A 21,478-nucleotide genomic window follows, 5' to 3' on the forward strand; every position below is an offset into this window, starting at 1 on the left:
AGTCGCTCACGCTTGTGCTGAACTCCCTCAAATGGGAGAGGCGGAGCTCCCCTCTCGCCTCAGGTTTTCCCCATAAACGCCGCCTTCAGCGCCGCCGGTCCTTCCAGTATCTGCGCCTCGCTCGGCGAGAATCCTGCGGCCAGCATGCGCCGGCCCAGCATGTGTTCTCCGGGCCGGTTCACGGTCTCGACCGCAACAAGCCGGTCTCCTGAAAACAGATAGACGCTGAAAGCACCGCTCTCGGCCTCGCCCGCCACAATCTCGCGATCCACGCCGAAAGGCAGGCCAACCATCTGCAGCTTGCGTTCGCCCTGATCCGACCAAAACCAGGCAACCGCATCGAAAGCGGTCTCCTGCCCCAGCATGGCCTTCGCCGCGCAGCGCGCCTGATCGGTCGCGTTCTGTACCGATTCCAGCCGCAGGAAACGCTCCGCCGCAACATGCGGGAACGAAACGCAATCGCCAATGGCGTAGATGTCGGGCGCGCTGGTGCGGCACGCCGCATCCACGCGAATGCCATTGTCGCAGACAAGACCTGCCTGTTCGGCAAGCGTGGTGTTCGGCAGCGCACCGATGCCCACCAGCACAAGATCGGCTGCAAGCTCCTGCCCGTCTGATGTCACAAGCGCCCGCACCCGCCCATTCTCGCCAATCAGGCGCTCCACGCCCGCGCCGGTGATGACTTCGCAGCCAAGGCTCTCGTGATAGGCCAGCATATGCGCGGCAATCCGCGCACTCACCGCACGGCCCAGAAGGCGCTCTGCGGCTTCCACCACCCGGACCCGCTTTCCCGCCATTGCCATGGTCGCGGCGGCCTCAAGGCCGATGAAGCCGCCCCCCACGACGACGACGTCGCGCGCCGTTTCCCCCGCCTCGCGCAGCTGCCGCGCATCGGCGCAGTCGCGCAGGTAGAACACGCCATCAAGGTCCGCACCCGGCACCGAAAGAGGCCGCGCATGGGCGCCCGTCGCCAGCAGAAGCCGGCTCCAGTGAAGCACGCTCCCGTCTGAAAGCGTCAGCGTATGGGCTTCGGGGTCAATGGCCGTAACCGTTTCGCCGAGGCGCAGATCGATGCCCTGCGCATCATAAAAGGCCTGCGCCTTGAGGATCTGCGGTTCGGCATCCAGCGCCTTCAGAAAGGCCTTGGAAAGCGGCGGCTTGTGGTAGGGAAGTTCGGGATCTACCGAAATCAGGGTCAGCTTCCCGGCATAGCCTTCCTCGCGCAGGCTTGCCGCCGCCTGCACGCCGCCATGCCCCGCTCCCACGATGATGATGTGCTCGTCCAGCGCTCTGTCTCCGCTCGTCTCAGGGCCGCTGCCCACGCCCGCCTGACATAGAGACGCCCGGCGGGCGCGGCAAGAGCAGCGCGCCTGCACCAGTCCTCAGACGGAAGCCTCAAGCGTCTCGACGCAGAACACCTCGTCATGGGACGCCACGTAGAGCGCGCCGTCGCTGGCAATCCAGCCACGGAACATGCCGGCGGTGTTGTAGGGCGCGCAGACATTGCCCGCCCCGTCCACCGCCACGGCCCCGGCACCGATCCCGTAGGATTTCAGGTCTTCGCGAATGACGCCGTTCGCCGCCATTTCCAGCGTTTCACCGCGATAGGCGATGCGGCTTGCGATCTCGTGGCCAACCACGTGACGGATGAAGAACTCGCCCTGCCCCGTGCCGGAAACCGCGCAGACGCCATCGCGTGCGTAAGTGCCCGCACCGATGATCGGGGAATCGCCCACGCGTCCCTCCGGCTTGTTGTTGTATCCGCCGGTCGAAGTCGCGGCTGCGAGATGTCCGTCTGCATCGAGCGCCACGGCCCCCACCGTGCCGTGCTTCTCGGCTTCCGATGCAGCCGCAGCCGTTCCTGCCTTTGCGTGTTCTTTCATGGCGGCAAGCGCATCCTGCCTGCGTTTCGTGGTGAAATAGTCGGGCGCGACCATTTCAAGACCGCAACGCTCGGCAAAACGATCTGCGGCAGCGCCGGTGAGCAGCACCGCGCCGCTTTTCTCCATCACCGCCCGCGCCGCCTTGACCGGATTGCGAATGCGGCTTGCCGCCGAAACCGCACCCGCATCAAGGTCTGCGCCGTTCATGATAGAGGCGTCGAGCTCATGCTCCGCGTTCTCGTTGAGCGCTGCGCCGTAGCCAGCGTTGAAATGGGGCGAATCCTCCATCACGACAACGGCGGCTTCCACCGCATCGAGCGCCGAACCGCCCTTGCTCAACACGGCCCAGCCGGCGCGAAGCGATGCGGCAAGGTCTGCGCGCGCAGCCTCCCATTCCTCTTCACGCAGATCGCTCTTCGCCATGACGCCGCAACCGCCATGAATAGCCAGTGCAACAGGTTTCATTGTCTCCCTTTCAAAACCATGCCCCGCGCGCCGCAATCGGCCGCCGGGTCTGGCAAATGCGTCGGGCCTGGCTTCATCGCGAGCCACAGGCGCATTTGCCCTAAATCCATCGCCGCGCAGGTCACGCACGGCGTGCTTCTTATTCGACAAGCCCCATGCCGCTGACAAGCCCGTCGCCCCTGAAAGTAGGCGTGATCGACAGGCGCTTTCCCGCTCAGGGAAAAAAGAAGGGTCGCGCAACGCAAAGCCTGACACAGCGCATCGCGCGGCCCTTGGAAAAACTGCCCTCCGGCGGGGCTCGAGAGCCGGAGGGCAGCGCTGCAACAACCCTGCCTAGAACAGGGCCGCGGTCTTCTGCAGCGTTATCCAGACACCCCAGAGGATCGGGATACCAACAATGGCCCATGCCATGAGCGCCTTGCCGTCAAAACCGCCCTTGCCGATGCCGAAGGAACCGGTCGGGCCGGAATCCGCAGCGGCAGACTTCGCCTGAAGCTTGGCCACTTCCTCATCCGACATGTACCATTTGTCGGAAAGCGGCTTGACCAGCATGTTGCAGATCAGGCCGAGCAGAAGCATTCCGGCCAGAATGTACATGGTGAAGTCGTAGACCTGCTCGCGCGGAATGCCCGCATTGAGCTGCGCTTCACGAATGTAATTCACCACCACGGGGCCGATGATGCCGGCCGTTGCCCATGCCGTCAGCAGGCGGCCATGGATCGCGCCCACGAACTGCGTGCCGAAAATGTCGGCCAGATAGGCCGGCACGGTGGCGAAGCCGCCGCCATACATGGACAGGATGATGCCGAACATCAGCACGAACAGAACCTGGCTGCCCATATGCGCGGCTGAAGGAACGAGCGCATAGAGCACGATGCCGATCAGGAAGAAGGCATAATAGGTGTTCTTGCGGCCGATCTTGTCGGAAAGCGAGGCCCAGAAGAAGCGTCCGCCAATGTTGAACAGCGACAGAAGACCGGCAAAGCCTGCCGCAATCGCTGCAATCGCGGTCTTCTGCGATGCATCGAGTTCATTGAACGAGAGTTCGGGAAGACCGATCAGACGTCCGCCGAAGATCTCCTGAAGCATGGGCGACGCCATGCCGATCACGCCGATGCCGGCGGAAACGTTGAGCGTCAGAACCGCCCAGATCAGCCAGAACTGCTTCGTCTTGTGGGCGTCGCGCAGATGCACATGGCGCGAGGTGATCATGGATTTCGCGCTCTTGGCAGGCGGGGTCCAGCCCTCGGGGCGCCAGCCGGCCGGCGGAATGCGGTAGCCGAAAGCGCCACCCATCATGAACACGAAATAGATCACGGCCATGACCAGGAACGTCTGCCACACGCCGACGGAATCGGCCGTCTTGAACGTGTTCATCAGCATGTCGGCCAGCGGTGCGCCAATCATCGCGCCGCCGCCAAAGCCCATGATCGCCATGCCCGTGGCCATGCCGCGACGGTCCGGGAACCATTTGATCAGCGTCGAAACCGGAGAAATATAGCCGAGGCCGAGGCCAATGCCGCCGATCACGCCAGCGCCCAGCCACATCAGCCAGAGCTGGTGCATCATGACGCCGAGCGCTGCAACGGCGATGCCGCCGCACCAGCAGAAGGCTGCAACCACGCCGGCCTTGCGCGGGCCGGCGCGCTCCAGCCAGCCGCCCCAGATGGCGGCAGCGGAGCCGAGCAGCACGAAGAACAGCGTGTAGATCCAGCCGAGATCGGAAACGCGCCAGTCGCAGCTCGTGGTGAACAGCGCGCCCACCAGCGTCATGTCTTCACAGACGACGCTCTCGGAAATGCCGATGGCCTGTGTCAGCGGCAGCCAGAACACGCTGAAGCCGTAGGCCATGCCGATGCACAGATGGATGGCGAGTGCTGCCGGCGGAACGAGCCAGCGGTTGAAGCCCGGCCGGGCGATGATTCTTTCCCTGTCGAGAAAGCCACCGGCGGGTGCGCCGGTTAGTGTTTCACTTGCTGCGGACATTAAGTCTCCTCCTCCTGCCGGAAACCCGGCAGCCGTCCTGCTGGTTACTTGTGCGAAAATCCCGCCTGCGCTGGTCCGGCGCCCTGCGCACCAGACACGGTCCCCGCTGCGGGATCAGGTGATTGAAAACGTCCTCCTCTTGCATTACCCATTGGGCAAGCAATGAGCGTGCCAGTCGGCACGGCTGAACGATTTCAATTGCTTATCGATTGAAAGAGTTTCTCTATGGACAAATTGTCCATGGGACCCGGACAAAATGTCCGGACATTTTGTCCAAAGGCCTCAACTGGCCTCGGGCAACCAGATCGTGAAGCGCGTGCCCACGCCCTCTTCGCTTTCAGCCGAGATCTTGCCGCCCTGTCGCGAAATCAGCGTCTGGCTGATCGACAGGCCAAGCCCCGTCCCTTCCTGCCGCTTGGTCGTGAAGAAGGGATCGAACACCTTGCTTAGCATTTTCGCCGACATGCCAACGCCCGTATCGGCCACCTCGATCAAGACGCCCGGCTTGCCGTCCAGATCGCTGTCATGGCTGCGCAGCGAGAGCGTGCCGCCATCCGACATGGCGTGGATGGCGTTCACGATGAGATTGACCAGAACCTGCTGCAGTTCCGTTCGGTTCATCAGAACCAGCCTGCTTGCCCGATCATCGCGTTCAACGACGATCTCGCTCTTATTGAGAAGATGCTGCACCAGCGGCAATGTGTCGGAAATCACGTCCGTCGGCGCGTGTCGTTCCAGAAACCCTGCATATTCCTCAGGTCTTGCAAACTGAAGCAGCTTGGTGACGATCTGGCTGATGCGGTGGATCTGTTCGTCCAGCAGGCGAAACTCGGTGCGCGCCTCTTCCGCCCGCTCGCCCATCACCTGCCGCACCACCTCCAGATTGCCCTGCATCACGGCAATCGGGTTGTTGATCTCATGCGCCACGCCAGCAGTGATCTCGCCGATGGCGGCGAGCTTTTCGGAGACGATAAGCTGGCGTGTCGTCGCTTCAAGCTGCCGGTTGGCAAGGCGCAGTTCCCGCGTGCGCTCTTCAACGCGCGCGTTCAGCTCCTCGTTCCAGGCGCGCAATTGCCGGTCGCGCTCCTGTAGCTGTTCCAGAAGCAGGTCGAGATGTTGCGCCACGCGGCCAATCTCGTCATCGACGCCGTGAATGCCCGTGCGCGCGCCAAGATCGCCGCTTTCCACTTCCGAAATCGTGCCCGCCATCCGCTCCAGCGGCTTGAAGATGGAGCGCGCCCAGCGCAGGAAAAGCGGGACGCTGAGCGCCGTTATCGCCAGAAAGGCGATGGCGATCGTCAATAGCGTTGCGTATTTCGCCTGGGTGAACGGCGTTTCCAGAAAGCCGACATAGAGCATGCCGACGCGCTTGCCATAGGTGTCCGTGATCGGCTCATAGGCGGAGATGTACCAGTCATTCACGACAAAGGCGCTGTCGAGCCACACGCGCCCCTGTCCTAGAACGGCCGAGCGCACAATGCTCGAAACGCGGGTGCCCAGCGCCCTGCGCCCCTCGAAAAGGCGCACATTGGTGCTGATGCGCACATCGTCCAGAAACAGCGTCGCCGTTCCCTGACTGCCCTCCGGCAGGCTCGCCTCGCGGTAAACCAGATCATTGATTGTATCAATAAAGACGAGGTTCCGATTGAGCAGATTGCCGCCGACAAGTGCTGCCGCGCTTCCATCGGCAAGCCTTACCGGCGTTGCCGAATGCACGACCATGCCGCGCGTCTCCGCTGCGCGCTCCGTGGGAACGGCATTGGCGGTCGGCACCAGTTCCAGCCGGGCGCGGTCGGCAAGGGCGGGCGATATGTCAGCAAGCTCCTCGCGGGAAAAGATGTCGACGCCCGTCATGGCCTCACCGGCATAGGCCTTTTCGGTGATCAGCCAGTCACGCCGGGGCGCGCCTGCAAGGTGCGGTGCGGAGGCAAGCACCCCGCCGTCTTCAGGCAGGAGATAGAGAAAATCGAGGTCGAGCCTGCGGCGATGCTCTTCCAGAAGGGCTGAAAGTCCCTCACCGCCTGCGTCAAGCGTATCGCGAAAGCGCGCGGATGCGCCAAGCGCCGTCACCCGTTCGCCCGTGTTTTCGAGCAGGCGCGCGAAATACTGGTGCGCAATGGTCAGGTCGCCATTCACCTTGGAGATGAGCGCCGCGTCGAACTTGGCGTTCCAGCGATAAACCGCCATGCCAAGCAGCAGCGGCAGGATCACAAGTGTCGGCAAAAGCGCGATCGCCAGAAGACGAAAGCGGACCGAACCGCCCTTTCCCCTTGGCTGGCGTGTCGCTAATCGCTCAGACATTCCAGGCAGCGCATTTGCGGTCGATTGTCTTGCGCGAAATACCCAATTGCTGCGCCGCCGCTTCCCGGTCACCGCCGGTGCGCTTCAGAACGGCCAGAATATGCCGGCGCTCGATGTCGGCCAGGCTTTCGCCACCGACACTCGTTTCGGGAACAATTGCGCCATTTCCGCCAAAGTCGTCCGGGAAACGCCCCAGAATGAGCGTGCGTTCGATCAGATTGCGCAATTCGCGCACGTTTCCGGGCCAAGCATAGGCCGCAAGCGCGGCCCGCACATCCGCGCCGATGGGCACATCCGGCGTGCCGAGCTGCAGCGAGAGTTTGCTCATGAACAAATCCGCCAGTTCCTGCACATCGTCATCGCGATCCTTGAGCGGCGGCAGGTGGATCTGCATCACATTGATGCGGAAGAAGAGATCGGCGCGAAACTGGCCGGCCTCCACCTGCTTCTCAAGCTCTGCATTGGTAGCGAAGACGAAACGCAGATCGACCGGAATCTCACGTTCCGAGCCGACCGGGCGGATGCGCCGGTCTTCGAGTACCCGCAGGAGTTTGCTTTGTGTCGCAAGCGGCAATTCGCCGATCTCGTCGAGAAACAGCGTGCCGTCCTGGGCATGCATGAAAAGGCCTTCGCGACCGCCTTCCGCTCCTGTGAACGCGCCCTTCAGATGACCGAACAGCTCGGTCTCGATCATGTCTGGCGGGATCGCCGCACAATTGACCGGCACGAAGGGCTTGTCCGCGCGGTCCGACAGCGAGTGCAGCGAGCGCGCCGCCACTTCCTTGCCCGTGCCCGACTGGCCGGTCAGCAGCACCGATGTGGGCAGCGGCGCGACGCGCGCAATCGCGTTGCGCACATCACTGATCGCCTTTGATCCGCCGATCAGCTTGTCGCGCAGCAACACATGGTCCGATGTGGATTTCAGCTCATAGCGCAGCACGTAATTTTCACGCTGGAGCCGCATCTGATCGAGACAGCGGGCCACCGCGTTCAGAAGCTGGTTGGAGCGAAACGGCTTCAGGATGAAATCGACCGCGCCTGCGCGCAGCGCCTGGATTGCGGTTTCGAGGTCCGCATAGGCCGTCATCAGGATGGCGTTGGAGAAAAAGCCGATGGCCCGCTGCTCCGCCAGCCAGTCGACGCCGTTCTTGCCGGGCATGATGTTGTCGAGGATCACCACATCATAGTGGTTGGCGTCGAGCTTTCGGGAGGCTTCTTCCGTGTCGGCGGCTTCATCGAGCCGCTTGCAGCGCGGACCAAGTGTGCGCACGAGAAAGTTGCGCATGCCCGGTTCATCATCAATGACGAGAATCGAAGCCTGTGCAAGCCACGGCCCGAATTCGGGATCCGCCGCCATGTTGCGCTGCGCCTTTGCTGCCTGACCGCTCGCCATTTCCTCCCGCACCTCTCCCCGTTTTTTGCGGCATGATTAGCCAAGGATGACGGGAAAGCAAATAGCGCGCCTTCTACTCTCCACCGCCCGCGCGAAAGGATTTGCGCCACTGGTCGAGAAACGCCTTGCGCTTTGCCTGGTCGAGCCCGACCAGAAGGGCCGGTGAAAGCCCGATGGGCCGGAAGGCCGCCGCCTCTGCAGACGGTCCGTCGCCCGTATCGATCCTGCCCAGCATTTCAGGCCCGCTCATCGAGGAGAACAGACGCGACGGGCCGGAAAAAAGCTCCTGCCCCTTGTCGCTGAGCGCCAGGGCGATCAGTGCATTGGCGGCGCGCTTGTTGCGGGCATGGCGCGAGACCAGTGCCGCGCGCGACAGCGCCAGCGTGTAATCGGACGGAAAGATGATGCCGATGCGCGGATCTTCCTGCTGCCGGGCGAGCGCATAGGACCCCAGAACATTGTAGCCGAGCACCAGCCGGCCGGTCCGCACGCCATCGATCACATCGGAACTGCAACAGAAAAGCTGCGCCCGGTTCTGACCAAGACTCTCCAGAAGCCGCCCCCAGGTGGAAGCCTGCGCGGCGTCTTCGAAGGCAAAGATGTAGCCGACGCCGGAGCTTTCGATGTCATAGGTGCCGATGCGACCGCGAAAACGCTCCGTCTGGCGCAGAAGGTCGACCAGCTCGAAACGGTTGCGCGGCACCTCATCCGGTTCCAGCCCTTCCCGGTCGTAGACGATCACCGCGGGCTCGAAGGTGAGACCCACAAGCTCGTTGCGCCACGAGGCCCAGTCCGGCAGATCAGGTGGCAGCGCAAAGCGGAACGGCTCCGAACAGCCATCGTTCACAAGGCGCACCTGTTCGGGAATGGCGGACGAAATCACCGCATCGGCAAAGAAGCGCCGCTCCTCGCAGGCTTCCGCCGCAGCGCCATAAAGATCGAGGCTGGTCATCTGGCGATAGACGACCTCTGTCGTCGGATTGGTTCTCTGAAACTCCTGAATGAGCGGTTCGATGTGTTCGAGATCGGTCACGCTGCCGATAACCAGCGTTTCAGCCTTGCCGTCCGGCGCATCGAACACCGTGTCATTGGCGTGGGCCGGCAGCGCATGAAGGAGCGCGAACAGCGCCGAAACGCACAGGATTAAGCGTATCATGCCGGCTGGTCTCCCGGTGTTGCAAGCGGCAGATCGAGGCTGATGGAGAACGCGCCCTCCCCGCCATCGAGCGCGATATGCCCGTGATGAAACTCCGCCACCTCACGCACGATCGCGAGCCCGAGCCCCGCACTTTCCGGCTTGTTGGGGTTGATCGCATAGCGCTGGCCGATCTCGACGGGATCACGCACGGAGAGCCCCCCGCCACGATCCGTGACGGTCACCCGCGCCCGTTCGCCATGGCTCGATACGCCAAGCGCGATGGGCGGCTTTCCATGGGCGTGCGCGTTGTTCAAAAGGTTCTTCACGGCTTCCCCCAGACTGAACGCATCGCCGCGCACCATCACCGGTTCTTCCGGCAAGTCGAGACGGATGCGCGATCTGCCGCCACCCGCAAGCTGCGTGAACTCGCGTTCAGCGTCGACAGCGATGCGCCGCAGGTCGAGCGGCTCAAGCGGTGCGGTGTCGGCGCGGTGTGTCACCAGCGCATGGCTGAGCAACTGGTCGGTCAGCCGGTTCAGCCCGATGGCGCGGCTGCGGATGCGTCGGTGCAGAACCTTCAGGCGCTTTGGATCATCCTCGTCCAGCGCCAGCTCGCTATGCGCCCGCAGAGCCGTGATCGAGGTGCGTATCTGATGCGCGGAATCGGCCACATAGTCCTGCATGGCGCGCACCCGCCGGTCGAGCCGCCCCATGAAGCGGTTGATGGAGGCGACCAGCGCCGACACCTCGTCCGGCGCATGCATGGAAAAGGGCGAGAGGTCGAGCGGGTCACGCTCAAGGATCGCCGTTTGAATGCGCTCCAGCGGGCGCATCGCATAGCGCATGGCCAGAAGCGCCAGAACCAGAATGGCGACACCCGCACCGGCGATCACGGCGACGGCCTGTGTGGCCATGCTGCGGGCAAGCTGCTCGCGGCTTCCCGTCGTATGCGCCACGACGATGTAGATATCGCCGCTCACCGCCCGTTCCGCCAGCCTGCGCAGGGTTGCAAGCGCACGCACCCGCTCGCTGCCGAAATCCACTTCATAGGCAAGACCGCCCTCGGGGATCTCGTCAGTTTCGGGCAGCGGGAAGTCTTCATAGCCCGTCAGCGTCGCGCCATCCGGCTGCGCGACCCGGTAGAAAACGCGTTCGTCCTTGGCAAGCGAGAGAAGCTCGAACGCCGAAACGGGGATATCGACGCGCACCTCGCCTTCGATCACGAAAATGCGCTCCGCAATCTGAAGCGCCGCGCCCTGAAGCAGCCGGTCGAAGGCTTCGTTGGCCGCCTGCCGGCCATAGCCATAGGCCGCATAAATCGTCGCTGCCACGGCGAGCCCGAGCACCAGAGTCAGAGAAATGGCCAGTCGATAGGCAATCGAAAGGCTGCGGTCGGGCGCAGCCTCGCGCCCCTGATGCGCCATCAGCCGCCCGTCTCCATCGTCACCGCCTGATAGCCGAGCCCCCGTAAGGTGCGGATTTCCAGTCCGGAACCCTCGATCTTGCGCCGCAGCCGCCCGACATAGAGCTCCACCGCATTGGGATTGCGCTCATCATCATGGCCGAACAGGCGCAGGAGCAAATCCTCCTTGTCGAGAACACGATCCCGGTTTGTCAGGAAAATCTCCAGAAGCGTCTGCTCGCGCCGGGTCAGATCACAGGGCTGCCCGTCGATCAGAACCCGCCGCGCCGCCATGTCGAAAGTGAGTTTTCCGACCGAAAGCGTCCGGTCGGCCTCGCCGCTGCGCCGGCGGATGATGGCGCGGATGCGCGCTTCCAGCTCGCCGAGATCAAACGGCTTGATCATGTAGTCGTCCGCGCCGAGATCGAGCGCATCGATCTTGTCGTTGACCGCAAGCCGCGCCGTCAGAACCAGCACCGGGACCCGGTTTCCCGCAGCCCGCAGCGCTTTCAGAAACGCGATGCCCGACCCGTCGGGCAGATTGATGTCGAGAATGACAAGGTCGTGATGCGCCATCGCCACGAAGTGCCTTGCATCTTCCAGCGTCTCCGCACGATCACTCACATGACCGGCCTTTTCCAGCCTTCTTTCAATGGCTTCTGCGACATCGCGTGTGTCTTCGACGATCAAGAAATGCATTTTTCCCGACTTTGACAGCTTTGTGACAGGGACACCCTATAGGCTCTCCATCGTCATGAGAACAATCTCATTGGCGCACCGCTCCGGTTTCCGGGAGGACAGCGGTTAAAAAACAGGTTTGAGGAGAGTTCCGTCCACCATGTGGCGGAACTGCTTAACAGGAGGAATTCCATGAAGAAGCTGCTTGGCCTTGCGGCCGTGGTCACACTTGCGTCCAGCCTGTCGGCGTTCGCGTTCGATCCTAACAACACCGAGTGCATCGCGCCTGCAAATCCGGGCGGCGGCTGGGACTTCACCTGCCGCCAGGTTGGCAAGACGCTTCAGGACCTGAAGCTTGTTCCCGGCACCATGCAGGTCGCCAATGTCGCCGGCGGCGGCGGTGGTGTGGCCTTTGCCGAAGTCGTCGGCAAGCGCAATGACGAGAACAATCTGATTGTCGCCGCCTCCTCGGCAACCGCCACCCGTCTCGCCCAGGGAGCGTTCCCCGGCAACACGATGGATCAGGTGCGCTGGGTCGGCGCAGTCGGCGCTGATTACGGAGTGATCGCCGTCGCCAAGGATTCGCCCATCAACACGCTCCCCGAGCTGATGGACAAGATCAAGGCGGACCCGTCCTCCGTCTCTGTGGCCGGCGGTTCTGCCGTGGGCGGCTGGGATCATCTGAAGGTTCTGATCGCCGCCTCCAAGTCCGGCATCGAGGATGTCCGTCAGGTCAAATATGTCGCCTTTGACGGTGGCGGCGAAGCCGTTACCCAGCTCCTCGCCGGCTCCGTGCAGGCGTTCACGGGCGATGCTTCGGAAGCCAAGGGCTTCGTCGATTCCGGCGACATCAAGGTCATCGCCGTCATGGCGCCCGAGCGTCTTGAAGGCGATTTCTCCTCCTTCCCCACGGCCAAGGAACAGGGCATCGACGTGATCGGTGCGAACTGGCGCGGTTTCTATGCCCCCGGCAACATGTCGGACGAAGCCTATGACTACTGGGTCGACGCCGTCAGCAAGGTCTATGCCTCCGACGAGTGGAAAGAGGTCATGGCCAACAATGGTCTCGCACCGCTCGACCTGCAGGGCGCGGAATTCCAGGCCTTCGTGAAGGAATCCATCGATTCCATCACCGATCTGTCCAAACAGATCGGCATCGTGAAGTAACGCACGAGCGAACCTAATCGGGCCTGTCGGGACACCCCACAGGCCCGAATTGTATCAAGAACAATCAGGGGAACACGTCTGTCATGAGCGACCGCATCTTCGGCGTTTTCGGTTTCCTCCTCGCCGCCTTCTATATGTGGCAGGCGACGCAGATCGAACTGAGCTTCATATCCGATCCGTTTGGCCCCAAGGCCTTTCCCTACATGATCGGCACCGTGCTCGCGATTTCCAGCGTGGTCATTATTCTCAAGCCGGACACCGAGCCGGAATGGCCAGGCTTCGCGCGGCTGTTTGAAATCGGCGTCGCCACCGCCGTGATGATCGCCTATGCGCTGTTCCTGAAGGAATATGGCTTCGTGCTCTGCACGGCCATCGCAGCGAGCTACCTTTCCTGGCGTCTGGGGTCGCACCCCGTTTCCGCCATCATCGCCGGCGTTGTGATCGCCGTCGGCATCTATGTCATTTTCCATCTCGTCCTGGGGCTGTCGCTTGCACGCGGCCCCTGGGGCTTCTGAGACGGGAGGCCCTATCATGGACACACTAGCCTCTTTGGCAGACGGCTTTGCCGTCGCACTGACCTGGCAGAACCTCATGCTGGCGCTGATCGGCTGCTTTCTCGGCACCATCATCGGCGCGCTGCCGGGGCTCGGCCCTTCAAACGGCGTTGCGATCCTCATTCCGCTCGCCTTCACCCTCGGCCTGCCGGCCACACCGGCGCTCATCCTGCTGACCAGCGTCTATTATGGCGCGATGTATGGTGGCCGCATCTCATCGATCCTGCTCAACATTCCAGGCGATGAACCGGCCCTCATGACAACGCTTGACGGCCATCCCATGGCCAAGGCCGGCAAGGCTGGCGAAGCGCTCGCCATCTCCGGTCTTGCATCCTTCGTCGGCGCATTCTTCGCCACCTGGGGCCTCGTCTTCCTCGCGCCGCAGCTGGTCAAGGTCGCGCTCCTGTTCGGCCCGGCCGAGTATTTCGCGCTGTTCGTGCTCGCCTTCGCCACACTTGGCGGCATTGCCAGCCGCAATCAGGCCAAGGCGGCGCTGGCCGCGGTTCTGGGCCTTGGCATCGCCACCATCGGCGTCGATGGCCAGACCGGCGTTCCGCGCTTTTCCTTCGGCGAAGTGCATCTTTATGACGGCATCGACTTCCTCGTCGCCATTGTCGGCCTGTTCGCGCTTTCGGAAGTGTTCATCTTCCTCGAACACCGCGCCGGCGGCGGCGCAGATGACAAGGTGGTCAAGGTGGGCCGCATCGTGCCGCCTTGGAAGATGGTGCGCGAAACCATTCCGGCCATGGGCCGTTCGACGGTCTTCGGCTTCATCGCCGGTGTTCTGCCGGGCGCCGGCGCTTCACTCGGCTCCTTCATCTCCTACACGTTCGAGAAGCGCATCTCCGACCGCAACGGCACGTTCGGCAAGGGCGATCCGCGCGGCGTGGCAGCGCCCGAAGCCGGCAACAACTCGGCTGCCGGCGGCGCGCTGGTGCCCATGCTGGCGCTCGGCGTTCCCGGTTCCGGCACCACCGCCGTCCTGCTCGCCATGCTGCTCGCGCTCAACATCACCCCCGGCCCCCTGCTCTTCCAGCAGAACCCGGATGTGGTCTGGGGCCTGATCGCCGCGCTCTTCATCGGCAACATCATGCTTCTGGCCATGAACCTGCCGCTGGTGTCGCTGTTCGTGCGCGTGTTGCTGATCCCGACCCGCTATCTGATGCCCGCCGTGGCGATGATCTCCTTCGTCGGCATCTACGGCATTTCCGGCTCCACCTTCGACCTTCTGGTGATGATCGCCTTCGGCGTTCTGGGCTGGGTTCTGCGCAAGCTCGACGTGCCGCTGGTGCCGATCATCCTCGGCGTTCTTCTGGGCGACCAGATGGAGAAGAACCTGCGCCGCGCGATGACCATTCATGACGGCGACTGGACGATGCTGTTCAACTCGTGGCTCGCCATCGGGCTCTGGTCCTTCGCCATCATCGGCTTTGTCATGCCGCTGATCGTCGGTCGCTACTTCCGGCCCAAGATCGCCGACGAGGCGATTGCCGAAGGCGCCGATCCCGATTGATCAGCACTTACAGGCTTCAACTGCCAGAGGCGGCGTGGCTTCTCAGCCGCGCCGTCCTCAATGTGAGAAAGGCAGTGGCCGAAACGATGATGGCCGCGCCGATCACCGTGTTGAGGCTGGGCACCTCACCGAAGAAGACATAGCCCACCACGCCCGACAGGATCAGGCTCGAATAGCCGAGTGGTCCCAGAAACCCCGCATCGCCAAGCCAGTGCGCCCGCAGAAAACAGAACTGCGCGGCCTGCGAGAAGACGCCAACGGCCAGCAGAAACGGCCAGTGACCGGCCGCCACGTCCTGCCAGCCCGAAATGGCCGGCCAGGCGGTGATCAGCGCCAGACCGCCCGTATAGAACAGCATCATCACCACCGGCGGCGTGCCCTTGAGCTGACGCGTGACGATGATCGCCCCCGTGCCTGCCAGAACGGCGGCCAGCGCCGCGAGCAGGGCCGGCGTCCATTCCACATTGCCGGGGCTTGCGGCGATGAACGCGCCGACGAGCCCCAGCCCCGCCGCAAGCCAGCGCGAACCGGACACCGCCTCGCGCAGGATCAGCGCGGAAAGCGCCACCAGCACGACGGGCCGCGTGAAATTCATGGTCATGTAAAGCGCCAGCGGCAGATGCGCGACGGCGTAGAAGCCGCCCGTCAGCGCCACTGCCGACAGGAACACCCGGAACAGATGCAGCGGAACACGGTCGATCGACCACAGAACCTGCCGCTGACGCGCCAGCCACGGCAGGATCAGGCAGAACCCGACCAGTGCCCTGAGAAAAACGAGTTGCCACGGCGGATAGCCCGCGCCCAGCGCCTTGACGATGGATATGGCCCAGATGTTGAGGCCCATATCCGCCAGAAGCCAGGCCCCGGCGCGCAGATTGTCCTTTGCCGTGGCAGGCGCACTCACGGTCGCGCCAGAAGGTTCGCCATCAGGCGGAACGCGCCGGGCACCAGTTTCTCCATCTGGTGATGCAGGATCAGCGCCGCATGGGTGTGCCGCCCCTTGCCGATCCGCGCCGAGAGAAGCGCGCCCTCATGCGCGTTCTCTTCCGGATCGGCCATGGACAGAAGCGGTTCATAGGCCTCGTCCCAGCTCTTGGCGAAATAAAGCCCGCGCTCCTTGTGCCAGTCCTTCCAGTCCTCATCCGTGATGCGGTTCGGCGTGTTGAGCAGCGGATGCCCGGGCGCGAGATGGGTCACCTCGGCATTCTCATCCGTCACCCGCCAGCGCAGCGACGGTTTGCCGATCTCCAGCCGGCGCGGCGGCACCGTCTCCGGATCCCACGCATCCCACGGGCGGTGATAGAGCGTGACCAGATTGCCGCCATCCTCCACCCAGGCTTTCACCGCGGGCATCGCTTCTTTAAGCGCCGGACGGGCGCGCATGGCGAAAATGCCCACCACCAGCGTGTCGATGTCCTTCAGCCCCTCAGCCGTCAGCGCCTCATCACTCATGTCGGTGACATCGAGCCCCAGTGCGCGCAGCCACAGTCCGACGCGGTCATTGCCGCCGCCCACATAGCCGACACGCACATCCGGCAGCGCCACGTCGAGCACCCGCACGGAGAGCTTGGCCGGAAAGGCGCGCGCCCGCGCGCCGATATGCGGATAATCGAACCGGTGAACCGTTTCGGCCGTCTGACCGTCAATCTCCAGCGGCAGTTCATAAAGCCCCGGCGCGATGGCCTCAGGCGCTGTAACCCGCAAGCCCCCCGTCACCGACGATGCAGTCCAGCCGTCCGGCAGTTCCAGCGCGGTTTCCGCCTGCGCCGGATGGAGTTCCGAAACGCGCAGGTCGATCGCGCGCGCACTGGCAGCAACATTGATCAGCGCCCGGTCAGGCGCAAGCGTGGCCGAGCGCGCGGGCAGAACCACCGACGCGCGCTCGAGCGGCAGGAGCGTTTCCGCCGAAACCCCGTCAATGGTCACGCCCACACGCACCGCAGGCAGGCGCGCCCTGCCCGGCAGATAATGCGCGGGATAGCAGTCGGTGGGTTGCGCATCGTCCGGGACATGGACGAGGCCATCGGCAGCGCGCCAGCCCTCCGGCACGACGGGCGTCACTTCCGCCACGGGTCCGGCGCTCTCGATGGTCAGCGCCACGCTCTCGCCGGGGCGCAGAATGTCGCGCTCAAGTGCCGCGCGCACCTGCACCCCGCTTGCGATCCGCATCACGTGCGAAAGCTGAACTTCCTTGGCGGCAAGGCGGTGCTGCACCTCGTCATGGGCGTGCGCCGGGCAGGCATCGCGCGCCTCGCGAATGGCCCTGAGCGCCGAGGCTGCCTTTCGCGCCACGCTCTCCCTGTTCGGGAAGGCGGCAATGGCCGCCATGCAGGCCTCATGCGCGGTTTCCAGTTGCGCGGCGATTTCCGGCGCACCGGCAAACGCCGCCAAATCGATCAGCGTAACGGGCAGGCCGTCCGTCACACTGTCATCCGGGCCGGAAACCTCCGAGCGCACCAGATGGAGCGGCCAGTCGTTCGCCGCGCCATGCGCGACCCAGCGGCCCATGCCCTGCGTGCGATGGAACACGCGTGACTGCTCGCCGATCTGCGCCCAGCTCCAGCCCGTCACCGGGTCTTCGCCGCCGCCCTTCACCGTCAGCGTGGCGCTCGGAGGCGGCAGATCGTCATCATAGGCGTCGCCCGCACCGGACCATGCCGGCAGATAGAGCTTCTTCACCTGCCATACCGGCAGATCCACATCGGGAAACGCCGGATCAGCCGCCGCGTCCATCACCGCATGCGCCAGTTCCGTCATCGCCCGGTGATGGCCGTGCTGGCCCGGAATGTCGAGGAAAGTCGGGCAGATGATGTCCGGGCGTTCGGTGCGTATGATCTCGACGAAACGCTTCAGCGTGCGTTCACGCCCCCATTTGCCCAGCGTTTCCTTGCCGCTCTTGGAGAAACCGAAATCGAAGACGGCGTCGTCCGGCGTTTCGGAAAGCCAGTAGAGATTGAGGTTCAGCACATCGGCGGCGCGCTCCATCTCGGCAGTGCGCACCACACCCAGATCATGCGTGACTTCCGAGCCGATGGCGTTCTGCCCGCCCTCGCCGCGATTGGCGCAGGCGAATGACAGCGCCACGCCGTCCCGCAGCCCGAGTGCTGCCAGCATCTCGGACGTCTCGTCATCGGGATGCGCGCCCGTATTCATGAAGGAGACGCAGGATTTCAGCGGCGCCAGCGCGCGCCACAGCTGGACGATACGCGGGTTGCGCATCTGCGCGTCAATACGCTCCTGATCGGACAAGGGCATTCCAAACCTCCCGGAAATTATCAAGTCTTCGCGGCAATGCGCGGGGTAATGGTGTCGTGGATGACGAGGGCTGCCCCGCCAAGGGCGGCCGTCAGGCGGCCGCATGCGCCGCGCTGCACGCGCGGAGAAACGCGCCCCTCACGGGCCGCAACCGAGCCGCCGGGCAGATGCAGCGCGCCGATCAGGTGATCGAGCACTTCGTCGGGCATCGCCCCGCCGAGAATGACGGTTTCCGGATCGAACAGGTTCTCGATCATGCCGATGGCCTGCGAGAGCGGGCCGGCAGCCTCGCCGATCCACTCCATCAGATGCGGATTGCCTGCTTCATAAAGCTTCTCGATGTCGGTCGCGCTGTCGATCTCGACGCCGGCACAGGCCAGTTTGGAGCGCACGGAAATGCGGCTCGCATAGGTTTCCAGACAGCCCTTGTTGCCGCAGGCGCACTGGCGTCCACCCGGCGTCACGATCACATGACCGATCTCGCCCGCATTGCCGAATGCGCCGCGCTGCACCTCGCCATCATTGACGACGCCAAGGCCGAGACCCGCGCCGAAATAGATGAAGCAGAAAGTCCTGAGCCCCGATGCAACGCCGCGCACGCGCTCGGCAACGGCTGCGGCGGTGGCGTCGTTCTCGACCACGACCGCCATGTCGAGCGCATCCTCAAACAGCGCGACGGGGTCCGTCTCCTCCCAGCCATGCAGGGCCGTCTGGCCAGCGCCGGAAATGCCGACCTTTCCGAACGGGCCCGGCATGACGACGCCAGCGCCCAGAATGTCCTGCCTTTCCGCATTCCGGCCATGGAGCGCCACCGTCCTGATGCGCCGGGCCACATCTGCAACCGTCTTCGGATCGTTCTTTGGCAGGGCTTCGCGCGTCGTGAAAAGCGTCTCGCCGGCAAGGTTCACCAGCGCGCCGAACATGGCATCCGGCCGCACCTCGATGCCGAGCGCCGCCGCGCCATCCCCGTTCAACCGGTATTGGAGGACCGGAAGCCCCCGGCCCGCCGACTGGCGACCGGCCTCGACGATGAAACCGTCCTCCTCCAGCTCCGCGATGATGTTGCTCACCGCCTGCGTGGAAAGTCCCGAAATGCGCGCGATCTCGGCGCGCCCGATGGGCTGGCGCTCACGCACATGCCCAAGCACCACCTGTCGATTGTGCAGACGGGTGCGTTCAGCGTTCGATCCGACGATGCGGCGTGGGTGGACAATCTTCATACAGGCTTATTAATTCAACTTACTTGAACATTCAACTTGATTGAGTTAATCGTTAACGAATGAGCCGGCTGTCATTACCGGATGGCCGATCTGAGGGTGAATGCCGAAACCAGCCGGAAAGAGGCGGCTGGCGGTCAAAGGGAGCGAGTAAAATGAAATTGCACAGGTTACGGACTTACATCCTGGGTGCTGCGACGGCAGCGCTTACGGCTGCGGCCACCAGCGCTTCGGCTGTCGAGATCGAATACTGGCAGTACTTCTTCGACGCCCGCGTCAAGGCGATGGACCAGCTGATCGAGAATTTCGAGGCGGCCAATCCCGACATCACCGTCAAGATGACGCATTTCCCCTATGACAGCTATCGCACCAAGGTTGCCGCCGCGATTCCGGCCGGCCAGGGTCCGGACGTTGTGCAGCTGTTCTATGGCTGGCTGAACGACTATGTCGAGGCAGAGCTGATCCAGCCGCTGCCGGCCGACACCTTCCCGCCGGAGAAGATCGAGGAAGAGTTCTTCCCCATGGTCAAGGCGATGCGGATGGGCGACAGCTACTGGGCGCTGCCCACGGCCGTGCGTTCGCTGGCGCTCTTCTACAATGAGCGCATGTTCGATGAGGCCGGTATCGAGAACCCGCCCACCAATCTCGACGAGTTCGTCGAGGCGGCAAAGAAGCTGACCAAGAAGGACGGTGCCGGAAACCTTACCGCCGTCGGCATCACCACCGGCATGACCGCGCAGGACCATCACTGGATCCGTGAAGTGCTCATCCGCCAGTTCGGCGGCGAGCCATATCTCGATGATTACAAGAAGGTGAACTACGAAAACGAAGCCGGTCTCAAGGCTTTCGGCTTCTACAACGACCTGCAGGCCAAACACGGCGTCACCAAGGCCGCGTTCATGGACGAGCCGCAAGCAGCCTTCAAGGCGGGCCGCGCCGGCATGCACATCGACGGCTCCTTCCGCATCGGCGCGCTGGAAAACGTGCGCGGCCTCAAATGGGGCGTGGCGGAGCTGCCGGCCGGTCCTGACGGCACCAAGTCGAACTATTCCTCCTACTGGGTGAACGCCATCACCTCCAAGGCGGAAGGCGAGAAGTTCGATGCGGCGGTCAAGTTCATGGAATACCTCACCTCCGACGAAGCCATGCAGATCTGGCTTGAGACCGTTGGCGAGCTTCCGGCCAAGCCGTCTGCCGCAATGACCGACGAGAATGTCAACCACCCCGTCTACGGCCCCTTCATCAAGGGTCTCGAATACGCAAAGACCACGGTCTTCGCCAATGAGAGCGCCCAGCGCCAGACGATGGTGGACATGATGCAGCGCATCGAGCTGCAGGGTCAGGCGCTTGAAGAGAGCGTCTCCCAGGCCGCCGGGGAAGAGCAGAAAATCCTCGACGAGTATTACAACAAATAAGGCCTGTCGGGCGTCCGGACCATGTTCGGGCGCCCTTTCAGCGTTTTCTGCTACCGGGTGAACACATCCGGCTTCGCATCGACGCATCGACAGACAGACAGGGTGGTTTCGCGGGCTTCGGCACGGGCGAAGACACTCTGGCGCCGACCGGGACGGGGCCATGCGCTTTTACAAAAACCTATCCATACCGCAGAAGCAGATCGTCTGGGCCTGGGCTTTCCTCGCCCTCCCCGTTCTCTTCTACGTCGTCATCCGTTTCTATCCGACGGCCAACGCCTTCGTTCTTTCCTTTCAGGAATGGAACCTGCTTGGCGACCGCAAATTCGTCGGACTGGAAAACTACGCAAAGCTGTTCAGCGATCCGGTCTTCTGGAAAGTGTTCAAGAACACCTTCATGTATCTGATCCTCGGCACGCCGATCAGCCTCGTCCTGTCCTTCATCATTGCCTATCACCTCGACAAGGTGCGGTTCATGCATGGCACGATCCGTGCACTGTACTTCCTGCCTTTCATGACAAGCGCGGTGGCGATGGCCTGGGTCTGGCGCTGGTTCTACCAGCCGGTTCCCATCGGCGTGTTCAACAATTTCCTGGCCAGCCTCGGCTTTGCGCAGATCGAATTCCTGAGCTCCACCACCAACGCCCTGCCTTCGGTGCTCGCACCGGCCGTGTGGGCGGGTCTCGGCTTTCAGGTCATCATCTTCATGGCCGGCCTGCGCGCCATTCCGCAGAGCTATTACGAGGCAGCCCGCATCGATGGCGTCTCCACCTGGACGGTGCTGACGGAAATCACCATTCCGCTCCTCAAGCCCACCATCGTGTTCCTGGTCGTCTTCTCCTCGATCGGCTTCCTGCGGATCTTCGATCAGGTGTTCAACATGACCACCAACAATCCGGGCGGTCCGCTGAACTCCACCAAGCCACTGGTGCTCCTGATCTACGACACCGCTTTCAACGGCTTCAACATGGGCTACGCAGCCGCGCAGACCGTTGTTCTCTTCACCATTCTGCTGGTCGTCAGCCTGATCCAGCTTCGTCTCCTGAAGGATAGCTGACATGGCCAGTCAGGACATTGCAGTCAAAGCGTCCACGGACGCGCTCTTCTCCGGCTC

General features: G+C 63.3%; 16 protein-coding genes. 5 read left to right on the forward strand and 11 right to left on the reverse strand.

Features of this window, described 5'->3' with window-relative positions; all coding sequences use genetic code 11:
• Window positions 1-59 precede the first annotated feature (59 nt).
• From AC4PTT_RS11245 to AC4PTT_RS11280, 8 genes are all read right to left on the reverse strand, one after another.
• Window positions 60-1,286 carry an NAD(P)/FAD-dependent oxidoreductase gene (locus AC4PTT_RS11245; protein ID WP_492162609.1) on the reverse strand — a complete coding sequence of 409 codons (1,227 nt, stop codon included), beginning with the start codon at window positions 1,284-1,286 and terminating at the stop codon, window positions 60-62.
• Window positions 1,287-1,382: 96 nt separating this feature from the next.
• Window positions 1,383-2,348, reverse strand: a complete 966-nt coding sequence (locus AC4PTT_RS11250) for an isoaspartyl peptidase/L-asparaginase family protein (RefSeq protein ID WP_206547633.1) — start codon at window positions 2,346-2,348, stop codon at window positions 1,383-1,385.
• Between the two features lie 333 nt (window positions 2,349-2,681).
• Window positions 2,682-4,334 (reverse strand): OFA family MFS transporter, encoded by a 1,653-nt coding sequence (locus AC4PTT_RS11255; RefSeq protein ID WP_113155094.1) that lies wholly within the window; start codon window positions 4,332-4,334, stop codon window positions 2,682-2,684.
• A gap of 282 nt (window positions 4,335-4,616) precedes the next feature.
• Window positions 4,617-6,635: a sensor histidine kinase gene (locus tag AC4PTT_RS11260; RefSeq protein WP_206547635.1), complete on the reverse strand. Its 2,019-nt coding sequence runs from the start codon at window positions 6,633-6,635 to the stop codon at window positions 4,617-4,619.
• Complete coding sequence (locus AC4PTT_RS11265) at window positions 6,628-8,028, reverse strand: sigma-54-dependent transcriptional regulator (protein WP_113155092.1); 1,401 nt, start codon at window positions 8,026-8,028, stop codon at window positions 6,628-6,630. The genes AC4PTT_RS11260 and AC4PTT_RS11265 overlap by 8 nt, the downstream gene beginning before the upstream one ends.
• A 73-nt stretch (window positions 8,029-8,101) precedes the next feature.
• Window positions 8,102-9,184 (reverse strand): ABC transporter substrate-binding protein, encoded by a 1,083-nt coding sequence (locus AC4PTT_RS11270; RefSeq protein WP_475077864.1) that lies wholly within the window; start codon window positions 9,182-9,184, stop codon window positions 8,102-8,104.
• Window positions 9,181-10,590 (reverse strand): sensor histidine kinase, encoded by a 1,410-nt coding sequence (locus tag AC4PTT_RS11275; protein WP_492161165.1) that lies wholly within the window; start codon window positions 10,588-10,590, stop codon window positions 9,181-9,183. Before AC4PTT_RS11275 ends, AC4PTT_RS11270 begins: the two co-directional genes overlap by 4 nt.
• Window positions 10,590-11,267, reverse strand: a complete 678-nt coding sequence (locus tag AC4PTT_RS11280; protein WP_113155089.1) for a response regulator transcription factor — start codon at window positions 11,265-11,267, stop codon at window positions 10,590-10,592. Before AC4PTT_RS11280 ends, AC4PTT_RS11275 begins: the two co-directional genes overlap by 1 nt.
• A 171-nt stretch (window positions 11,268-11,438) precedes the next feature.
• Here AC4PTT_RS11280 and AC4PTT_RS11285 point away from each other — a divergent pair, with 171 nt between their 5' ends.
• The 3 genes from AC4PTT_RS11285 (at window position 11,439) to AC4PTT_RS11295 (ending at window position 14,480) form a co-directional block, all read left to right on the forward strand.
• Window positions 11,439-12,413 (forward strand): Bug family tripartite tricarboxylate transporter substrate binding protein, encoded by a 975-nt coding sequence (locus AC4PTT_RS11285; RefSeq protein ID WP_113155088.1) that lies wholly within the window; start codon window positions 11,439-11,441, stop codon window positions 12,411-12,413.
• A gap of 83 nt (window positions 12,414-12,496) precedes the next feature.
• Entirely contained in the window at window positions 12,497-12,928 is a 432-nt protein-coding gene (locus AC4PTT_RS11290; protein ID WP_297559339.1) for a tripartite tricarboxylate transporter TctB family protein, read from the forward strand.
• Between the two features lie 16 nt (window positions 12,929-12,944).
• Complete coding sequence (locus AC4PTT_RS11295) at window positions 12,945-14,480, forward strand: tripartite tricarboxylate transporter permease (RefSeq protein WP_206545396.1); 1,536 nt, start codon at window positions 12,945-12,947, stop codon at window positions 14,478-14,480.
• Window positions 14,481-14,496: 16 nt separating this feature from the next.
• On the opposite strand, the gene AC4PTT_RS11300 is transcribed toward AC4PTT_RS11295, so the two are convergent.
• The 3 genes from AC4PTT_RS11300 to AC4PTT_RS11310 are packed head-to-tail and all read right to left on the reverse strand — an operon-like array spanning window position 14,497 to window position 18,955.
• The gene (locus AC4PTT_RS11300; RefSeq protein WP_206552653.1) at window positions 14,497-15,384 is read right to left on the reverse strand and encodes a DMT family transporter; all 888 of its coding nucleotides are present in this window, start codon (window positions 15,382-15,384) and stop codon (window positions 14,497-14,499) included.
• Entirely contained in the window at window positions 15,381-17,735 is a 2,355-nt protein-coding gene (locus tag AC4PTT_RS11305) for a PIG-L family deacetylase (RefSeq protein ID WP_492161166.1), read from the reverse strand. Before AC4PTT_RS11305 ends, AC4PTT_RS11300 begins: the two co-directional genes overlap by 4 nt.
• A gap of 20 nt (window positions 17,736-17,755) precedes the next feature.
• Window positions 17,756-18,955 (reverse strand): ROK family protein, encoded by a 1,200-nt coding sequence (locus tag AC4PTT_RS11310; protein WP_492161167.1) that lies wholly within the window; start codon window positions 18,953-18,955, stop codon window positions 17,756-17,758.
• 152 nt (window positions 18,956-19,107) lie between these two features.
• Here AC4PTT_RS11310 and AC4PTT_RS11315 point away from each other — a divergent pair, with 152 nt between their 5' ends.
• Window positions 19,108-20,367, forward strand: a complete 1,260-nt coding sequence (locus AC4PTT_RS11315; RefSeq protein ID WP_206547640.1) for a sugar ABC transporter substrate-binding protein — start codon at window positions 19,108-19,110, stop codon at window positions 20,365-20,367.
• A gap of 160 nt (window positions 20,368-20,527) precedes the next feature.
• Window positions 20,528-21,421 (forward strand): carbohydrate ABC transporter permease, encoded by an 894-nt coding sequence (locus tag AC4PTT_RS11320; protein WP_206545400.1) that lies wholly within the window; start codon window positions 20,528-20,530, stop codon window positions 21,419-21,421.
• Window positions 21,422-21,478 lie beyond the last annotated feature (57 nt).

The sequence above is a fragment of the Nitratireductor sp. WH36-1 genome (assembly GCF_058725515.1).